This is a genomic window from Methanolobus sp., from assembly GCF_016278365.1.
GTDB lineage: Archaea > Halobacteriota > Methanosarcinia > Methanosarcinales > Methanosarcinaceae > Methanolobus.
Map to the genome: position 1 here is coordinate 1 of NZ_JADQBZ010000016.1, position 20,084 is coordinate 20,084.

The 20,084-nt window shown below is 41.2% G+C and carries 12 protein-coding genes; 3 read left to right on the forward strand and 9 right to left on the reverse strand.

Annotated features, from left to right (window positions below; translation table 11 throughout):
• Positions 1-192: 192 nt before the first annotated feature.
• The 4 genes from QZZ22_RS13410 to QZZ22_RS13425 form a co-directional block, all read right to left on the reverse strand.
• Positions 193-1,008 (reverse strand): dienelactone hydrolase family protein, encoded by an 816-nt coding sequence (locus QZZ22_RS13410; RefSeq protein WP_292465804.1) that lies wholly within the window; start codon positions 1,006-1,008, stop codon positions 193-195.
• 283 nt (positions 1,009-1,291) lie between these two features.
• Positions 1,292-1,780, reverse strand: coding sequence for a GyrI-like domain-containing protein (locus QZZ22_RS13415; RefSeq protein ID WP_292465805.1), 489 nt, complete (start codon positions 1,778-1,780; stop codon positions 1,292-1,294).
• Positions 1,781-1,921: 141 nt separating this feature from the next.
• Positions 1,922-2,767: a DMT family transporter gene (locus QZZ22_RS13420; RefSeq protein WP_292465807.1), complete on the reverse strand. Its 846-nt coding sequence runs from the start codon at positions 2,765-2,767 to the stop codon at positions 1,922-1,924.
• Between the two features lie 380 nt (positions 2,768-3,147).
• Positions 3,148-5,751 (reverse strand): right-handed parallel beta-helix repeat-containing protein, encoded by a 2,604-nt coding sequence (locus QZZ22_RS13425; protein ID WP_292465809.1) that lies wholly within the window; start codon positions 5,749-5,751, stop codon positions 3,148-3,150.
• 858 nt (positions 5,752-6,609) lie between these two features.
• Here QZZ22_RS13425 and QZZ22_RS13430 point away from each other — a divergent pair.
• Positions 6,610-10,920: an S-layer protein domain-containing protein gene (locus QZZ22_RS13430; RefSeq protein WP_292465811.1), complete on the forward strand. Its 4,311-nt coding sequence runs from the start codon at positions 6,610-6,612 to the stop codon at positions 10,918-10,920.
• Here the strand turns inward: QZZ22_RS13430 and QZZ22_RS13435 are convergent.
• On the reverse strand, positions 10,917-11,285 hold the full coding sequence (locus QZZ22_RS13435; protein WP_292465812.1) for a hypothetical protein: 369 nt from the start codon (positions 11,283-11,285) through the stop codon (positions 10,917-10,919). The two genes, QZZ22_RS13430 and QZZ22_RS13435, sit on opposite strands and share 4 nt — an antisense overlap.
• A gap of 463 nt (positions 11,286-11,748) precedes the next feature.
• Here QZZ22_RS13435 and QZZ22_RS13440 point away from each other — a divergent pair, with 463 nt between their 5' ends.
• Entirely contained in the window at positions 11,749-12,426 is a 678-nt protein-coding gene (locus QZZ22_RS13440) for a hypothetical protein (protein WP_292465814.1), read from the forward strand.
• A gap of 60 nt (positions 12,427-12,486) precedes the next feature.
• Here the strand turns inward: QZZ22_RS13440 and QZZ22_RS13445 are convergent, their stop codons facing one another.
• Positions 12,487-13,638, reverse strand: coding sequence for an RNA-guided endonuclease TnpB family protein (locus QZZ22_RS13445; protein ID WP_342765112.1), 1,152 nt, complete (start codon positions 13,636-13,638; stop codon positions 12,487-12,489).
• Positions 13,639-14,178: 540 nt separating this feature from the next.
• Here QZZ22_RS13445 and QZZ22_RS13450 point away from each other — a divergent pair.
• A complete protein-coding gene (locus tag QZZ22_RS13450) occupies positions 14,179-14,964 on the forward strand; it encodes a winged helix-turn-helix domain-containing protein (protein ID WP_292465816.1) in 786 nt (261 codons plus the stop codon).
• Positions 14,965-15,068: 104 nt separating this feature from the next.
• Here QZZ22_RS13450 and QZZ22_RS13455 read toward each other — a convergent pair whose 3' ends face one another.
• From QZZ22_RS13455 to QZZ22_RS13465, 3 genes are all read right to left on the reverse strand, one after another.
• Positions 15,069-15,677, reverse strand: coding sequence for a DUF3267 domain-containing protein (locus QZZ22_RS13455; protein ID WP_292465818.1), 609 nt, complete (start codon positions 15,675-15,677; stop codon positions 15,069-15,071).
• A gap of 285 nt (positions 15,678-15,962) precedes the next feature.
• On the reverse strand, positions 15,963-18,623 hold the full coding sequence (locus QZZ22_RS13460; protein WP_292465820.1) for a cation-translocating P-type ATPase: 2,661 nt from the start codon (positions 18,621-18,623) through the stop codon (positions 15,963-15,965).
• A gap of 36 nt (positions 18,624-18,659) precedes the next feature.
• Entirely contained in the window at positions 18,660-19,964 is a 1,305-nt protein-coding gene (locus QZZ22_RS13465) for a hemolysin family protein (protein ID WP_292465822.1), read from the reverse strand.
• Between the last annotated feature and the right edge of the window lie 120 nt (positions 19,965-20,084).

Sequence of the window (20,084 nt, forward strand, 5' to 3'; positions counted from 1 at the left end):
CAGTTTCCTGCGTCGCAGGTATTGCACCTGCAAATCCTAGTAATTGATTATACTACATAAATATATCTATACTTACATATATAATGAGTATCATCATTATTATACTAACGATTTACAAAGTATCCGAACCTATCCAGAGAAAGATTGGTCACTCCGGGAACAGATCACTTTGCTTGTCAACGACCCCGGATATCATTGCCCTTCTTTGAGTGTGCGGTCAAAGAATGTCACCATTTGCCAGTAAGCATCCTCTGCCTCAAAGCTCCGGGATAGTTCGCCATCCTCAAGCATGAAACCATGCGGTTGTCCCTGGTATACTTTTAGTTCAAAGTACTTGCCAGCAGCATCAAGTTCGGTGGCGTATGTGTAGATATCGGATATGTTGCTTGCCTGGTCACTTGTCCCATGGATTATCAGTATAGGCTCTTCAAGCTGGCCGATCACGTCAGCGGGCCTGGTTGGTTGGGCTTCGGTCTCTCCCGAATAAGGGAAACCGTACCATGCAACTCCCGATCCGAGCTCTTCGATCTGAGGAAGGAAAAGCATGGTATAACGCCCGCCTGCACAGAAACCTGTCAGACCAATGCTTTCGGTGTCCACATCAGACCTTGTCCCAAGGTATTCAACGGAGTCCCTGATCAATTGCTCCACCACCGCATCATCGGGAGATGTCTCAAAGGTCTGCCACTGTGGAGATATCACGACATATCCTTCTGAAGCCAGCCTGTCACTAAGGTCCAGATAGCCCTGCTCCAGTCCGTTGAATGAGTGTATCAGGACCACCGCAGGCTTACTCTCGCTGGTCAAAGGCGCGGCCACGTAGGCAGGATAGGTCATATTACCACTAACGATCTCAACCTCCGTCCCTTCTACCTGAAGTTCTGTTACATTCTCATTTCCACTTGCATTGCTCCATGTTTCACTATCTTCGGTTTCATTCATGTCACTGGCACAGCCAGATATCCCGACAATGGTTATCACTAACAGACAAAGAAGTAAGTATCTCATTTGTAACCCCCCTTATTGTACAGTACCTACATGTAAACGGACATTCATCCACTGGACCCCGATCCCTGTTGAATGGCCAAAAACACTGGTTTACAAAAGAATATGCTATCTTATATTATTTCTACGATACGCCTGAGTACAAAATTAAATCTGAGAGCTCAAGGGGAGTTTCCAGAGCAGAGTGGTTTCTGTTCTTGTATCAATATTTGTGGGATATGCCGTCTATGACATGTGACTACATTGGTTACGAAATCCACTCCCGGAAAGAGCCCATGAATCTAATTCAGATGACGGGCATGCATATATCAAGAATATGATGCTTTTGTGGATGTTCTTCAGGGCTGTTCAAATATATCTCATAACTTGCCCTGGACATATCAATCTCAAGGTTATTCTGTATCAGCCACCCAGCGACCTTCTCCCATGCAGGGCCATATTCTTCTGCACCTGTCAGCTCTGTACGCATTACTACATACTTTCCTCCGGGAAGCTTTTTCTTTTTTATCTCCCCTTCAGTTTCAATGCCATCTTCAATGGTCATGCATACGTCCAGCTTGAGCTCTTCAGGAGGTGTAACGCCCGGATCATCATAATAGGCAGACATCAGGATAGTATCTGGTCCTATCAATTGTTTCGCACCTGCCCAGCCACAAAGTTTACCGAATAGTTCTCCAAAGATGCTAGCATTTCCCAGGTAGTTGCCGATAAATGAAACACATGCTACATTTCGTTCTTCTATTTCTTTTATCTCTGGTTCGTTTACAATTTCCAAACTTATCACCTACATTTATTGTGAATCCTTTTCTGTACTATTGATATAAAAACCTATAATAAGTTGGGTGAAAGTGTTCAACTGTTCCGTGTCGCCAGAAATGACTACTTTTCTTCCATTATTTATTGTATGTTCAGAATGTCAGATAGATATAAGAATGATAGCAGTGATGGCAGCCATCACTCCTGCCCACTGGCGTGGAGCAAGTTGTTCTTTTAATAATGTACATGCCAGCAATACGGTAACCGCAGTACTTAGCGATGACAGGACTGTGGCAACATCCAGTCTTCCTGCTTCTGATGCCAGAGCAAACAAGATAGCACCTCCCGTGTTAAATAATCCTGCAAGGAGAACTACCGGAATTACATCGGACGTGGGTTTACTGAGAGTGTTTGTTAAAATCATGAATCCCGTGAGCATGAGAAGTGCTGTAACTCTTGAAGCTGTTAATGGCCAGTATATTGCAGTGGAACTGAAATTATCAATGGATATAAAGAACAATCCAAATAACACACCTGCAAGGAGCGGGTATTCCATGTCTTTTGCTTTTAAACCCGGCCCGGCATTCATACTGACAATAAACCATATTCCAATGAACGCAAAAGTAAAACCCGTGATCTTGAGGATGGAAGGAACACCTTCGTTGAGAGCTGAATATATTACAGGTGTGATCACCGATATTACTGCAGCCAGAGGAGCAACTATGCTCATTTTTCCTTTGGCCAGACCTATATATAATGCTATCAACCCGGCAGCTCCAAAAAATCCTGCAAAAGCACCCCACATAAGATTGTTCGATGGAGGCAGGCTCTCTGAAAATGCAAATGCGAGAATTGGAAATGTAATGATACCCATGACCTGTGTGACCAGGACCACAGAATAAGCACTTGTCCGCCTGGTAGCACACCCTCCTACAAAATCACCTGCACCCCATGATAATGCAGCTGCAAGTCCAAAGATGATAGCAAGGGTTTCATCAGGTATCATTGTACTTTTCCGGTAATTTTCAGACCCAGGCACTTTCAAAACATGCCTGTTACGGTTTTAAAATCATTCAGCCTGTATTCCACATGACCTTATAGTTATAGTTCTTTTTGGACTCGTGGGAATGCCCGGTATCCAGGCACAAATTGTAAAAGAATGATTCTAGAAGTATTGCTTACACGGCAGTTCGGTTAAAATACCGCTCCCTCAATACTCTATGAAGGCATTTAGTAAAAACCCAAAGTGTTAGTTGCCTACGAAAACGCAATAGGGAAAGATTAGTGTTTTGTTCCAAATTTTGAGCTGGAACACGCTTCATAAGCCCAATAGAAAAATTAACTCTATTTACTTAAATGGATCATTTAAAAATGAGAGTAGAGAGCTTAGAGCTCTCCATCTTTCTTTTTCGGTCTAACAACTGCAACAGCTATGATTAGAACGATAATCAGACCAATTACCCAGTAAAGGTAGCTGGAACCACTTTCGTTTTCGGCAAGCGTTTCTTCTTCCTGTACATCAGGAGCATTGATATCTGTTCCCTGAGTTTCAGCTATTATCACTGTTGTTTCCTCGGCCTCTGTCCCAAACAGTGCATAGAGTGAGAAATGGCTGATCATTGCAGTTGCTCTGCCGTTCTCCCAGTCTACGGTTGTTTCCAGAGCGATCCATCCATCTTCTGACGTGTATGTGTAGATCACAGGAGCCCTGCCTTCAAAGTCTGCAGGGTCGAAGTCCATTGTTACCATTACCTGCTGGCTGAATGTGGTTCCTGACGGACCGAACCTGAAGTACAGGCCGGATTCAATAACCTCTCTTGGAGTGTCTGAAGGCAGGGAGGATGGAGTAGTTACTATAATACTGTTCACAGGGTTGCCTAATGGATCAAGTGCCTTTGTTCCCGTGAATAGTGTCAGGGTGGTAGTTGAATCCGAGGATTTGACAACAGTATCTTTGGCCAGTCCTCCATCATTTCCCCGGGGCAGATCGGTTATAGTTCCCTGGCTTCTTTCTCTTGCGATAACTGAGCTGCCGGAACTACCGGTTCTTTCCGAATCCTTGAAAAGTGCCAGTGTGACTGTATGTGGGGCGGGGGTGAGTACTGTTCCACCACCAATGGTAATTTCAGGTGCACTGATGCTTGCAGATACATAGTTGTGCTGGGTATTGAGTGTAGATCCCGCAACCTTAATCCATTCGTTGTCACTGAGATTATACAAGGCTACTGAAGATTCACCTGCAGTGTTCATTCCCGGATCGTCATATGAGAATTTGATGTCCATACCCATAGGGACATACATGGGCATACTTGTTATACCATAATTCAAATAGGCAATGTCCACATAACCATTTACATTCGTTTTTCCTGACGGAGATGCAGGAGCTGAGGATCTTTCGCTGAGGCGTATATCATAAAAGGTTCCAGCAAAAGAAATGCCTGCAGATTCGTCAGTTACTATTATATTGTCAACTGTGAGATTTTCAGATATATATGCCTGCAGTTGACAATCATTGCCGGTTGCGTGGGTATTTGATAACGTTATGTTGTCTGAATTCTCAATTTTTAATCCATATGAGATGCTATCGATGGCTATAACAGGCATCGAATCATCTGAGAGGATCCCGTTGATGGTATTTTTTGAGTGTCTTTTAACACCGTAATTACTTAACAGGTCCATATTTTGAGGTTCAGTGTCCTGCCTTTGGATTGCAGCAACACCATAAGCACCTGTGCTATCTACAGTGTTATCCATTAATGTAATGTTAGAAGCTTCATGCAAATAAATACCCACAAAGGCATTCTCGTTTGCCGTATTGTTGGTGAGAGTGCTGTCATTTGTATTATATATAGTAATTCCAATTCCTGAATTGTAATTTACAACATTGCCACCCAGAAGAATATCGTATGATCCTTCAATATCAATTCCATCTTCAGAATTGTAATTTACAGCGTTGGAATCCAATAAAACATTGTTCGATTCTTCAATATCAATTCCATCGTCTACATTGAAATGAATGGTGTTATCCAGCAGCATAACATAATTAGATCTCCAGACACTTACTCCATTATCTCCATTACCACTTACTCCATTACCAAGCAGAGCGATATAATCGGATCCACATAAGAAAATTCCGCCATCAAAATTATCGTTAACAATGTTATCCAACAGCATGGTATTACTGGAATTGTGGTTGTGAATACCAGCGTAGTTATCGACAGCAGTTACATTTCGTACCAGATTATATTCTGAATTGAACAGGAGAATGCCTTCATAGCATCCTGATACAGTGACATTTTCGATAGTGGAGTTGCTTGTATTGATCAAAGCTACACCATCCAGACCATTGCCTACCACAAGATCTCTGATTGTGATATTCTGGGAATTGACAGCATACACCTGTCCTGCATCTGTGGGTACTTCGTAATCAACTTGATTGACCAAATAATAAAGTGGCTGTTCATGGACTTTGTTACTGGAATTAATATCATGGATGTATTCTTCCAATGAATCACCATAAACACCAAAGTTAATTCCTGTTGATGCCATATCATTGTTTTCCATAAAGCCGCTTATAGAATTTTCCAGAAGGATATCAATATAATTTGAAGATAAACTATTATTGATCAAAGTCGGACGGCTTGCATTGACTACCCCAATACCAAAACCGAATCCAGATATATCGTTATTTACAAGTGTACAGTTCGAAGCGGAGCTGATAAAGATACCAGGAGATGGATTAAGGACATTATTAGAAATGTTGAATCCGTCAATTGTAACATTATGGGCAGTGATATTTATTGTCCTTGCAATGGTATCTGGGTGAATAGTGGTATTAGCAGAACCATTCTCAGAGCGAATAATAACTTCTTTATCAACAATTATGCTTTCGTGATATATTCCATCACTTACAAGAATAATACTATTATTAGTTGCATTGGAAAGGGCTGAACTGATGTTTAAATAATCCTTCCCTTCCCCGACGGTCAAAGTAGGAGTGTCTGCGGAAGCTGTTGCGATACATGATGATATTATTAAGAAAAATATCAAGCATTTAGAAAAATATAGTTTATTCAAATTCATTGTAACCACTTCATCTTCGATAATATATTGCTTCGTATATAACACAGATATTATAAAAATGCGTTTCCTTCACATTTTGGGATCAGCCTATGTAAATCCGGAAAACTCAGGACCATGAACTATTTCCATATGGAGGAAATTAAGAGCAGTGCGAGCGTGCACACGGCAATCATGGAGAAATATGTAGTGAACGCAGCATAGAGGTAACCGTTCTCATGATTGCTTTGTGGAGTTCCTTTCCTGTGTATCAGCCAAGACTCGTATGCAACAAAGATACTCACTATTATCAATAATATAGAAGCGCAAGGATAGAATAAAGACATTTTTACCTCATTTGTATAGTCCCCGGAGTATACAAGTCTATTAATATATAGATTGTACCCTTGATCCTGCAAATCTTACTTAGACCCGAGTTTGACAACCTTAGCAGATTAGAGCAAGAATACCCCGATCTTCAGGCCGGATAGTTCACTTGAATCCTGACATTGAAGAAGTATCTAATACAAAAAATACTTTCATTTTATTCTTTTGAAAAATACTGAGTACAAAGTAATATTCACTTCAAAACAGACTTTGCCCCTAAAAATCCCGCCATATTTCCAATGTTTTTCTAACGTGAACGTTCTTTCCACCTATACCGGGAGATAATTGTAATAGGAATTTATCCAGACAGGAATAATCTTTCTAATATATTATAACTTTATACAATTACAGCCGAAGTACTTATATATCTTATTAAAATATTTCTTTTTGGTGGTATGAACAATGAATCTTTTTAAAGAGCTATTGGTGAAAATATTATTTGTTTTCGTTATCCTCATTCATGTGCAAGGTCTTGGCAGTGCAGTAGAGTATTCATCATTCTCAGCAGATGTTACTGCAGACAGTGCTTCTTTAGCAGTTGGTCTCACGGATCTGTCGATCATCTATTTTGAGCCTGCTGGCGATTGCAAGATATCGATCGGTGACTCTCAGGAGTTTAGTGTACAGACCAATGAAGAATGCACAGTTGAATGGTACCTTGATAATATCCTGGTCCAGTCTGATGCAAACGTTACAAATTCACGATTTATTTTTGACTCCTTTAGTGACAATTCCTCATTCCCTGCACAGTATCGGATCAAAGCTGTCGCATTTAATGCAACCGGGACTGATGAAAAGGAGTGGAAGTGCTATGTCACCAGGAAAGTACTTCGCACCGGGCAAACACTGGAACTAAAAGACGGGTATGAATTGACTTTATCCTTGATAGATAAAGTGGGTAATAAAGCTCTGGTCGGTTTAAATAAAGATGGAGAGCTCGTCGATCGAGATATAATCAATGTCTATAAGCTTAATGATTGCTATTATTACAACAGGACACTTGATGGCAATAGTCAGGTCATAATATATGCTCATATTTCAGATATATTCCAAGGTCAAGTTGATTCTTTAGCCGTTTTTGAACGCATTGAGCAATATTCTGATGTGGGTACATTGAGTATTGATCCAGACATACTATTGGAATTTGAAGATAGATGGAACCTGGGAAATGGCTATTCTTTGAGAATAACAGATATAGCTCCCAACGGAAAATCCTGTCTGATCTCCCTTGATAAAGACGGAATAATTGTAGATAGACGTATACTTGCTGATGATGACCTATATATCTATCAGAGAGTAAACAAAGATACACAGGACATTGAACCAATTCTGCAAGTCCAGATTCTGGACACATTCAATTCAGCTGATAAAGACTATGTCCAGTTCTCCACTAACTACGTGTTAAACCCGGATATCAATACTATCGATATAGACCCTCTTACGTTAATAGGATCAGGCAGCCTCTGGACCCTAAGTAACGGATATGCAATTCATATAGATGAGATCTCTTCGAACCAGAAAGCACTCATTACTCTTAAAAAAGATGGTATTAATGCTGACCAGGCCATCATTGATGAGTACGATGTATACAACTACAGCAGATTGAATCCGGTAAATGGAACTAGTTCCCAGATACTACATGTGAACTCATCTAAGATACTTGATGGAGAGGATGGCGGCTACATTGAATTTGGTTCCTTCTATCTGATAAACTCTGATAGCGGTACTTTACCTCTTGACCAGAAAAGGATAGTCTCTGTCGGAGAGGTTATTGAATTAGAAGAGGGATACTCGCTTAGTTTACTTTCCCTTTCCGTTCAAGGTAAAAACGCGCTCATAGGTCTGAGTGAAGATGGAATGACAATTGATGAGCACATACTAAGATCAGGGGAGAATTACTATTACAACCAATCGGTAGAAGGCAACGATAAAATGGTAATTAGCTTCCTTCTTGACGGAGTTTTCTCAGCTGAAGCCAACAATCTCATGATCATAAAAGAGCTTGTTGTGAATTTATATGAGACTCCAGAGGAACCTGTAATTAGGCCTGTTACCAGAAATACAGCTATAATCAGAGGTTTGGTGTATAACGGCACCAGCCTTGATGAGATCACAGGCACTCTTGACTTTGATCGTATAGAGATAAATGCGTCGAACTTTGCCGGTTTCTACTATGATATGGACACAGGTATTTCGACTGAAAGCATTTGGATTTATAGCGAAACTACGACCAGTGGTAACATCATTGCTACGGAAGGACTTACTTATACAACGAGGATCTCGCCTGCTGATTATAAGAGCCGTAATTTATACGGTCAATACAACGTAATAGGATTCCTGGGTGAAAAATGTGTTCCACTGACTGAAAAAACGCCAGATAAATTCTCACGATTGCTTTTGGACAGTGATGAAAAATTTGTATTAAGACTAGGTCACCCTCTTGAGCTTCCAGGAGGATATGCTCTTGAAGCAAAGCAGATCGATGTCGAAGGTGACAAGGTCTGGATGGAGTTCTCCAAGAATGGAGAGTTCATTGATGATGAGATCCTCGACTTATCCGACGGCACAGTTGTCTGGACCTATGAGGAAGATGATGTTGCGGACGAGAACGATGTACCTGTAATGAAGGTTGCGATCACAGGTCTTCTACAGGACCAGGAAGTTGGCTGGGTCATGATCGACGGACTGTGGCTAACTGATGTCGGCAATATCATACAAGTGCATTCTCAAAGCCAGTTTGGGAAAATGGAAGTAGTTTGCATTGGATACAACGAGCTTTATTTAGCCAATCCAAATTCTATCACTCTAAAAAGAGGTTCATCGATAGAGATCATGGACAATTTCTCTATAAGGACAGCTGCAGATGACAATTTAAGGTTCTATATTGAGAAAGAGAATCAAACTGAAGAGGTGTATGAACTTCGCGGAGAAGTTGCAGAGAATGTGGCTACATTCCAGTGGAGTTCCACTAACTTTGAAGGATTCTATTATGATCTTGATGAGGGAGCAGGAACTGAAAAACTGGAACTGAAAGAGATAAACGGCAGGATCATTCCGGAAAACAAGTTAGTCTATACCTGCACACCTGCAGATGTATCCTTCAAACACTCTCCCTGGGGGGAATATAAGTCAGTCGGCTTCATTGCGGAAAAGTATTTTGTAGGATACCCCTCAAACCCCTTTGGAACTGGTAGTGATGATGTAGACATACTTTCCAGTGGAATGCTTTCCAAGGTCCTTGTCGATGAAAGTGATACACGGCCTATATATTCAGGCTCATCGCTCCTTCTTGAACAAGGATACAGGCTTGACGTTCATGTGGATGATGATACTCAAAGAGTCCTTGTGGTCCTTATTAAAGACGGCAATGAAATTGACACAGCGGTCGTTACTGAGAACAGTACCTATGTATATAAGGAAAAACTTGGAAATTTCCAAGACGTTCCGATAATAGCAGTTTCCTTCGGGTCCATAGTCAACGGTGACGAACCCTATGTATCAGCAAATGGTGTTTTTCAGGTATCTGAAGACTACCTTGTACTTGAGCACGGAGGTACCATTGGGATGATGGAAATTACAGGCAGCAGTGGAAGCATCATAATGTCCAACAAGTATCCTGTTTCCCTGACAAAAGGTACCTCTTTTCCTTTTATGGGTGATGTCTGCTTTAAGGTCGCGGACTCTTCTGTAGTCAGGTTTTACCCATTTGTGAATGTTAGGGCACATATCTCGCCATCTTTAGATATCATGACCTTTAGCCCGGCTGATATAAGTATTGAATCTGCTGAAGATGAGAAACGTACCTTTGAAGTAAACACGAATGAGATTTATGATCTTCTATGGCTGGTTAACGGAGTTAAAGTACAGGTAAATAATTCATGCAGATCAGCATCTTATTCCATTACGCCTGCATCAGCAGGATCTTACAATATAACCGTGCTTGCTGTAGGCTCAGACGAAACTCTCAGACGAACATGGGATCTGCGTGTTGTAAGCTCCGTCCCTGATGATGGAAAGCCATCAACCTCCTCAGGCGGCGGTGGAGGAGGTGGAGCTGCTTCTGGTGAAAAGTACGAGAATATCCAGGTGAAAGAAGTAAAACAACAGAATGTTAACAGGGACTCTGTAGTTGTGTACGAGTTCAAGGAGGAAAAGAACGCAATAGGATCTATTGAGTTTACTGCTCTTAAGAACTCTGGTGCCGTTTCAGCAACCATAGAGGTCCTGAAGGAGAGATCCTCTTTTGCAACAAGCGATGCTCCGGGTATGATCTACCAGAGCATGAACATCTGGGTGGGAAAGACAGGATTTGCAACACCTGAGAATATCAGAAACGTCACTTTAAGATACAGGATAGACACATCCTGGATCAGGGAGAATGGCGTTGATGAATCTTCAATAAGGATGTACAGGTTCCACAATAATGAATGGAGCTCTCTTCCAACGCAAAAGATTGATGAAGATTCCAGATATGTTTACTTCGCATCTGAAACGCCAGGTTTCTCTCCATTCGCTATCACAGCGTATGCAACTGGAGATCTCGCTGACAAGGATCACCAGGTGTCTTTAGAGTCTGAGCCACTCTACTCCACAGAGGATACAGTCAAGGACATAGAAATGCCTGAGGATATGTACAAAAGGACACCCGGTTTAAGCTTTGGGTTTAGCATGATGATTATCTGTGCTGTCCTAATTATGAGGAAGAGAAGCTAAAGCTTCATTCCTTTTTTTAAAGTCTGATATATGAATTGAATTATGATGACCATTATAACAGAAGATGCTACTGCAAATACTATTGCCAAAGTTGCATTCGGTGCATTATAACGATTCCAAAAGATAAAAATAGATACTCCTCCAACTATTATAGCAAGGATTTTGTGCATAAGCTGGGATGCATAGCAGAGAGTATGAATAACTGCTAGCCACAAGGTGAAAACTGCTGCAACCAGTGTGCTCGACATAATTCCGGCAATGACCTCACTTGGCGCATATGCTACATATGAAAATGCAAAAAAGGCAGCTAATATTCCCCATACATAAATCCAGTATTTAGGTGGCATTACTTTGTTATTCTGCAAATCATTTCCTCCAGTCCAATACTCATAAAGTGAACTACGGCAGCGTCCCGCATTTGCTGTAAATTCCCTGTACCTCTATCTGTTCTTATTCTTCCATAGATAAATATATGTTTCCTGTGATCCATTCTCCATTGATGCCTATCAATATTGAGACTGCAAGTCCCAATAGCGACCCATCATTGGGGGAATGCACCAAATCTTGTCAGCGGTGATTTTAGGCTCTGTAGAAAACCTATTTCTTAGGCTCAACAGAAATCCTTATAGTATAGTTTTGACCACTGAAACATACAATCACAGAGAACACACAGCTTGCGAAGACTAATGTTTTTGACCTGTATGTTCTCTGTAAACCCCGCGGTTCAAACTCAATACGCAGGTTCTCTACAGATTCAGAAAATACTTCCGCAATAAAAGTATAAAAACTCATTTAAGTAATGTGGGACACAATTTATAAGTGATATAAATGGAACCTCTTCCAATTATCCTGGCTGCTCTAATTTTAGCATCCACTGATTTTATGGGTATTCTTCTGCCTGTCAAGAATTATGTATCACGTAAGTGGTGGCTATCTTTCTCAGGAGGTGTCGCTGTTGTATATGTCTTTATACATTTGATACCTGAACTGAACAAAATAACTCCTTCTATCAGAGATCCTCTTACTTTTTCTATCGTAGCGGTCGGTACAATAACTTATTTTGGTGTTGCAAAATTTGTGAAGAATTCAAAGCAAACTTCTAACTCCCGTACTGCATTCTTCCTTCAAATGATAACGCTTATCCCATATTTCTTTACTATTGGATACTTTCTTGAACATTTCAGTACTCTAATAGCACTTGCTTCGTATACTATTGCTGCAGGGTTACATTTAGTTGCTTTTGGCTATGACCTGAAAGAAGATCATAAGGAAAATTATACTCACTTGGTTGCTTTTGCTCTTTCAGCAGTTCTGCTTGTAGGAACAGCTACCAGCTTTTTCTATAAGCTTAATGAACTCACATTAGGAGTATTACTGGCGTTTGTCACCGGAGGCATATTACTTAATAGTATCAAAGAAGAAATTCCTCCTGAAAACAAAAGTGCTTTCTTACCCTTTGTAGGGGGTGCATTTTCAATAGGAATCTTGCTTTTATCCGGAACGTGAACTACCCAGCCCCTAAAGGGTCAGGGCTTCCTGCTCAATAGTAGTCTTCTACTAAGAGTATCAACAGGCTATCCCCGCAGTTCCTGCGGTTTGTTGTATCATTGTCATTCCGTAGTTGCGGATATTGACAGCGGCATTAATATCTCGATCATGGAATGTTCCACAAGTGCAGGTCCATGTTCTGTCATCCAGAGTTAATCCTCTGTAGACTGCATTGCAGACAGAACAGGTCATTGAACTTGGAAAGAATCTTGGTATCTTGACAAGCTTCTTTCCAATTTCTTCCATCTTTTGTTCCAAAATTGTCCGAAACATTCCAAACCCATTGTCGTTTGTTGATTTTCCAAGTCTGAGACTTCCTGCAAGTCCTCTCAGATGGATGTCTTCAACAAAGACATAATCATACTTTTTTGAAAGCGATAATGCTTCTTTTCGAATCCAGTCCAGCCGTTGGTTCGCAACCATTTCATGTACCTTGGCAACTTTCTTTTTTTGCTTCAGGTAATTATTGCTGTTGTACTTCATTCTGGCCAGTTTCTGCTGTTCATCTGCTAATTCCGCCTGCCCTTTTCGATAAAACCTTGGATAATTAGCTTCTCTGCCTTGGTCATCGACATAGAAGCCAGGACTGCTGTAATCCAGCCCAATTGAATTTTCCTTATCTAGTGGCACTACGACTTCTTCTTGCTCAAATTCTACCAAAAAAGAAATGTAGAATTTTCCCGAATCGGTCTGGGAGATAGTAACTGATTTTATCTTCTGGTCTTCTGGAATTGATCGATGGACTTTACAACGGACAATTCCTATCTTTGGCAACTTGACATGTCGGTTATCAACGATGGAAACTGTTCCATTCTGGTTATTTGTAGTATAAGTTCTTCTTGAATGCTTTTTGCTCTTGAATTTCGGGAATCCTATCTTGTTATCCCTGAAGAAGTTTTTGAAAGCTTGCTGGAGAGTTAATTGTTCGTTAGCAAGAGCCAAGCTATCCACTTCTTTAAGCCATGGATATTCTTCCTTGTACTGAGCAGGAGTGTTCTTAAGCATTGTCTTTGTAGTCTGATAATACTCTATCTTGTCTCCGAGCATTTTATTGAAAATGAATCGACAGCAACCGAATGATTTAACGAAGAACTCGGTCTGTTCAGAATTGGGATATAATCGAAACTTATATGCTTTGTTTTGACATATTCTAACCCTGTTCTTCGATATATTTTCAAAGAATTTGTTGGCTGACGTTTCCGATACTACAAATCAAATATCCATCCGTCCAGAAAGTATGCTCTTTCCAGAAATAATGAGATAATTCTATTGGATATAATTTCCAAATGTGATATGTAGTATATGATTTCAATGTACTTATTGGTTTGGATACTGTAACAGTAGGCTCAGTTTCTAGTAGATAATGTATATGATCATTATCAGTGTTTATAGTTTTGATAATTGTATGTTGTTTTTGCAGATATCTTCAGATAGTCTTATGATATCAGTTCTTATTGGTTCGTTTAATAATTTTTCCGAATACATACAAGGATCTGGTGGTATTGCAGCACTTATTTATGTCGGTTTTTTGATTTCCATGTATTCACAATAATCGCCATTCAGCCCATACTCTAAAGAGTATGGGATTTCTGGCTAGTTCTATTTAAAATAATCCTCCAGGTTTTATTTAATTTGATATAAATAGTGATACCTACATATTTTAATTTGATAATGTCTGAAATTACAATTGATTATTGGGATGTGCGATAATTGACGCAACCACTACTCAATGTGATATTTGCATCGGAGAAGAGAAAGATCGCTCTGCTATTGCTACAGGATGGTCCAAAGGAAATGGAGTTTTTTCTCAGTTCTCTCAACACTACCAGACAGGCACTGCTTCCTCAAATGAAAGTACTTGAAGAGAATTATCTTATAACACATTATAAAGATACATACCACTTGACAAATATTGGAAAAGTGGTAGTTGATGAGATGATTCCTTTGTTAAACACCATTAGCGTTTTTGATAGTGATATTGATTACTGGGGAAATCACAATCTAGATTTTATCCCATCTTTTCTTTTAGAAAGAATTGGAGAATTGAAATCCTGTAAAAATAGAATTCCTCCTCTGCAATATGCATACGAAGTAGACAGAAAGTTTGCTGAAACGTCTCTTAGATCAAGTTTTGTTTATGGAGTTACCTCTGTTTTTCACCCCAATTTTACTGAAGTTTATACAAGCCTGGTAGATAGCGGGGCCCAGGTGTCGACTATTATTACAAAAGAACTTTTTCAAGACTTAAAAACAAATAACTATGATGAATTTAAGAATCTTATAAATTTAGGCAAGATTAATTTTTTCGTGTATTCTAATCCAGTACAAATAATATTTTTTGCTTTAAATGATGTTTCTATTATTTTCACCCTATTAACTATTGAAAACGAATGGGACCACAAAACACTTAGCTGCCTTGGACAGGAATCTATTAATTGGGGAAGAGAACTTTTTGAATATTACTTGAGAGATTCTACACCAATAACTGAAATTTAACATACCTTATATTCGTGGAGGCGATGCTCTACGAGGAGCTTGAGATGCTCAGGGATGAGAGAAGTGCAAGTACAGTCCTCAATAAGTCTGGAGCAAGCTCAAGACTACTTCTGTTTCCAGTAGGTCTTTGTGCCATTGCTTGTCATGTGTGATCCGACGGGTGCTTGAGTTGCCACGAGGATGAAGCTCAATACATCTACTGAAGATGCCATAGAGTTTAGCAGGATCAGAGCCATTGCCATGGTTGCCAGCAGGTCCGCACTTCCAAGTACCAGGGGCAGCAGTACCGAGATAATGACAAAAGGCAGTATTGTGATCAGCAGATATCTTAATCTTGGAATCTCCTCTTCGGTGTAAACAAATCCCCCCGCATAGGTGATGCCCATGTATGTACTGCCAGAAGAAAGGAAATCTGGGACCATCACCAGGTGCAGCATTTCGTGAGTAATCAAAAGCAATAGCAGGCCCGCAATAGCCGGCAGGCTGATGCTTATGCTGAATCCGTCCGGGTTGAAGCCAAAGTCTGCCATCCTGAATGGCTGGAACAGCCAGAATATCCCTATTGTCAGCACAAGATTGAGAATAGCCAGTGGGATTGAGGCTGCCATTGCAGTCATCAGGCTTTGAGGCTCTTTCAGTGCCGTCCACCCATCCCCTATTAGTTTATCATGTCTCTGAGAGTTTGTTGCCGGGATCTTACTAACGATCTTCATGATTGTACCTTGTCCATTTGTTATCAAATTCCGCTGATACCCCAAAAACAAAAACTGAACATCTGTAAATTGCCACTTATACAGTATAGGCTTCCTCACCGTTCAACGATACACAGATATTGTCAACGGCGATTTAATTTGCTCCAGCTTCGAATGTATAAAAATCCCTATCTTCTGATATAAAAGCCGCTATTTATAATAGCGGCTTTCAAGAACTGTTTACACCCAACCCTATATATCCACTCTACTACAGACAATACTCTCATCAGTGCACTGATTTCATGTCTACCCTCTTTGTGTACTCCTGATCACAAACTTGATCCCCTCTATTATGAGCAGAGTAAGGAACGCGGCTCCTATGGGCAGCACCCATTCCATAAGACTCAGGGGCGTCAGTTCGAATGCAATCTGCAATATAGGAATGTATAAAGCAGACATAATCAGTATGAGAGTTATAAGCATGCCTTTCAGCATCGATCTGTTGGAGAGTAAGTCTCTATTGAGGCCAGACCCTTCAAGAGATCTGAAGGCAGTGGGAACGAATAACGCCATACTGACTATAGTAACGAACGTCAGGGTTCTTGCCTTCTGCAGGTCCGCAAAGGGATCAGCCAGCAGGAATACAAGGAAAGAAACAATGCTCATAGTAAGCGCGGTGCTGATCACAAGGGTAAGATTTCTCCGTCCCAGGATCTCTTCTTTAGGATCACGAGGTCTCTTGGACATTATGCTTTCTCTCACAGGTTCCATACCCAGGGAAATAGCAGGAACTACCTCGTTGAACATGTTAATGAAAAGGATCTGCAGTGCCAGTAGAGGTATGTAATCAAATCCCAGAAGTGCTACGGACAGCAGGATCAGTATAACCTCGGTGAAGTTGCGGGACACCAGATATGTGGTGAACTTCTCGATATTAGAGTAGATACCCCTGCCCATCTTCACAGCTTCAACGATAGTGGCGAAATTGTCATCCTGAAGTACCACTACACTGGCTTCTCTTGCTACATCGGTCCCTTTGATACCCATCGCGATGCCGATATCAGCTTTCCGCAGTGCTGGTGCATCGTTGACCCCATCTCCGGTCATCGCTACAACGTGCCCTCTATCCTGTAGTGATCTGATGATCCTAAGCTTCTGCTCGGGGCGTGCTCGCGCGTATATACTCACTTTTTCCACTACATCACTGAACTCTTTATCGCTAAGATCGTCAAGTTCTCTGCCTGTAATGGCACCATCGGCCAAAATGCCTCTTATTTTTTCATCCGTGATCCCTTCAAGAGATACAGTACCATCAGACAGGCCAATCTCTCTGGCAATGGCTTTTGCTGTCTCCTGATTATCTCCGGTGATCATAATTACTTTAATGCCTGCCTTATGGCAGGTCTCAATGGCTCTTTTTGCCTCTTCCCTGGGTGGGTCTATCATAGCTGCAAGCCCCAGGAAGGTCATATTGTTTTCCAATTCTTCACTAGTACCGTGAATAGGGCTGTATGCCAAAGCGAGCACACGATAGGTCTCCTGCGCAAGTGTATGATTGATCTCAGATATCTCTTTGCGGTCCTGTCCTGTGAACTCTCTCACTCCTGAAGAACTATGTATGTACATACATCTGTCAAGCACCACTTCAGGAGCGCCTTTTGTAAAAACCACGCCCTCCTCTTGTGTACTGTGAACTGTACTCATCATCTTCCTTTCTGAGGTGAAGATCATTTCCTGCAATCGGGGCATTTCATCTTCAAGTTTACCTTTCCATATCCCGGCTTTAGCTGCAGCCACCAGTAAAGCTACCTCCGTAGGATCCCCAATGCCTTTCCATTCTTTTCCCGCTTCTTCCAGTGCAGCATTGTTGGATAGAGCAGCGGCCTTCAGCAAAAGTTCCAGTCCCTTCTCATTTACAAGATCAACAGGCGAATTATCGGAAAGCAGCTCTCCAATGGGTTCATAGCCTTTTCCGGTTACATAGATCTCCCGACCAGGCAGAATTATTTTTCTTACAGTCATCTCGTTGCGGGTAAGGGTGCCGGTTTTGTCAGTACATATTACAGTAGTAGAACCCAGTGTCTCTACACCCAGCATCCGGCGTATGATAGCATTATGTTGTGCCATATGACGCATCCCGTTTGCAAGAGTTATGGTCATGGTAAGGGGTAGCCCCTCAGGCACTGCTGCCACAGCCAAAGCAATGGATATCAAAAGTATCTCTGATACTGGTGCACCGCTATATATTCCTGAAATTAAGGTCACCAGAGAGGCGATCAATGCTAGAATAGCAAGTGTGCGTGTGAGCCTTGCAATCTTTTTCTGCAGAGGAGTGGCTTCTTCAGCCTGCTGGACCAATCCGGCGATCTTTCCAAGTTCTGTGTCCATGCCAGTGGCAATCACAAGTGCACTGCATTTACCACGTACGATTTGAGTGCCAGCAAAGATGATTTCATCCTTTTCCTTGCTCACGGGTACACTTTCCCCGGTCAGTGCTGCCTCTTCCAGCTGCACCCCGATCATCTCAAAGACGATAGCATCAGCTGGTACAATATCTCCACTCTCCAGTACCAGAATATCCCCGGGAACAACATTTTGTGAGGGTATTTCTTGCAATGTCCCTCCTCTGCGCACTCTTGTAAGAGGCTGCACGAATTTTTTAAGAGCTTCCATGGACTTTTCTGCCCTGTACTCCTGCATGAATCCCATTACTATTACGAAAAGGATGATACCGGTTATAGCCCAGAAATTTATCACTTCATCTGCCAGCAGTGCTATGATAGCTGCTGCAGCCAATACCCAGATTATTACGTTAGCAAGTTGTCTTACCAGCACTTTAATAGGCGTGATCCTATTCTTTTCTTCAAGTTGGTTAAGACCGTAAGTTCCAAGCCTATTCGCAACTTCTTCTTTTGATAGCCCCTCGCGGGAACTATTCAAATTTAAAAAAGCTTCTTCATATTTCATAAACACTCTTTATTCTCCGCAAAGCATCACAGCAATCTATGGAGCCTGTGATATTTTCATAGCCAATACCTTGTCAACTTTATTCCCATCCATGTCCACTACTTCATAACGAAACCCGTTTATCTCAATGTGATCCCCTGTTTTTGGTATACGCTGTAGGTTAAACATCATCAATCCTGCAATAGTCCGATAATATCCAAGTTCCTCTTGTGGAAAATAGTCTATGGAGAGAATATCTTTTAGTTTTTCTATAGGTGTATCTCCTTCAATCAGCCATGAACCATCTTCTCTCAAAACTACCGGCATTTCTATTGGCTCACCAAGAGATCTGACATCACCCACTATAGCTTCAAGGATGTCGTGTAAAGTAATAAGTCCTTCAATACCGCCATACTCATCGGTGATCAAAGCAATATGCACACCAAGCCCCTTGAACAACTCAAGGAGTTTCAGGATAGGAAGATACCTGGGTACAAAGAGAGGCTTTATTGTATTCTCTCGTATATCGACAGTCCCTGATTTTACCAGATTTGCCAAAACCTGCTTTATAGATACTATCCCGAGAACATTATCCAGATCCTTTTCATATGCAGGAAAATAAGAGCGGCCGCTGTGAATTATTTTCTGGAGATTCTCATCGGCATTATCATTCAAGTCGAGAGCTATGATATCTGTGTGATGGGTCATTAAAGATTCAACACGGAGGTCTCCAATTTCAAGCACACCTTCGATCATGCTCATTTCTGCAGTTTCAAATACGCCGGCCTCAGTTCCCTCCTCAAGCATGATTTTGATCTCCTCTTCTGTCACTGGAGGGTTCTTAGTATCCTGGATCCGCATTGCTCGAAGTACAGCCTCGGTCGAAGCACTGAGAATGATTACAAAAGGTCTTGCTATTAAAGAAAGGAGCATCATGGGCCTGGCAACCTTTATGGCAATATCCTCCGCCCTACTCAGTGCAAGTCTTTTTGGGACAAGCTCCCCAAAGATCAAGGTCATGTAAGTTATTATGACCACTACGAGGATTATGCTGAGCACATTGCTGTATGGACCCAGGATCGTTACTTCGCTTAAATAGTTTGCAAGCCCCTCCGCAATAGTAGCTCCACCGAATGCACCGGCAAGAATACCTATCAAAGTAATCCCTATCTGGATTGTTGAAAGGAATGGAGTTACATTATTCGCAAGCTCTAGTGCAGCGGAAGCTCCTGTATTTCCCTCTTCGGTCATTTTTTTGAGGCGGGTTTTTTTAGATGAAACAAGAGCAAATTCTGACATAGCAAAGATGCCATTCAGTAAAATCAAAATAGCGACAATTACAATTTCAAATGTATACGACATTTTCTTGCAACCATAGATTTACTATACATGTAAGTATTTCTTCAGTGAATTTCTCTCGTAGATGACTTAAGTATATACCCAGGATGTAAATAACTATAGTGTCTATGGCATAAGTTCCAC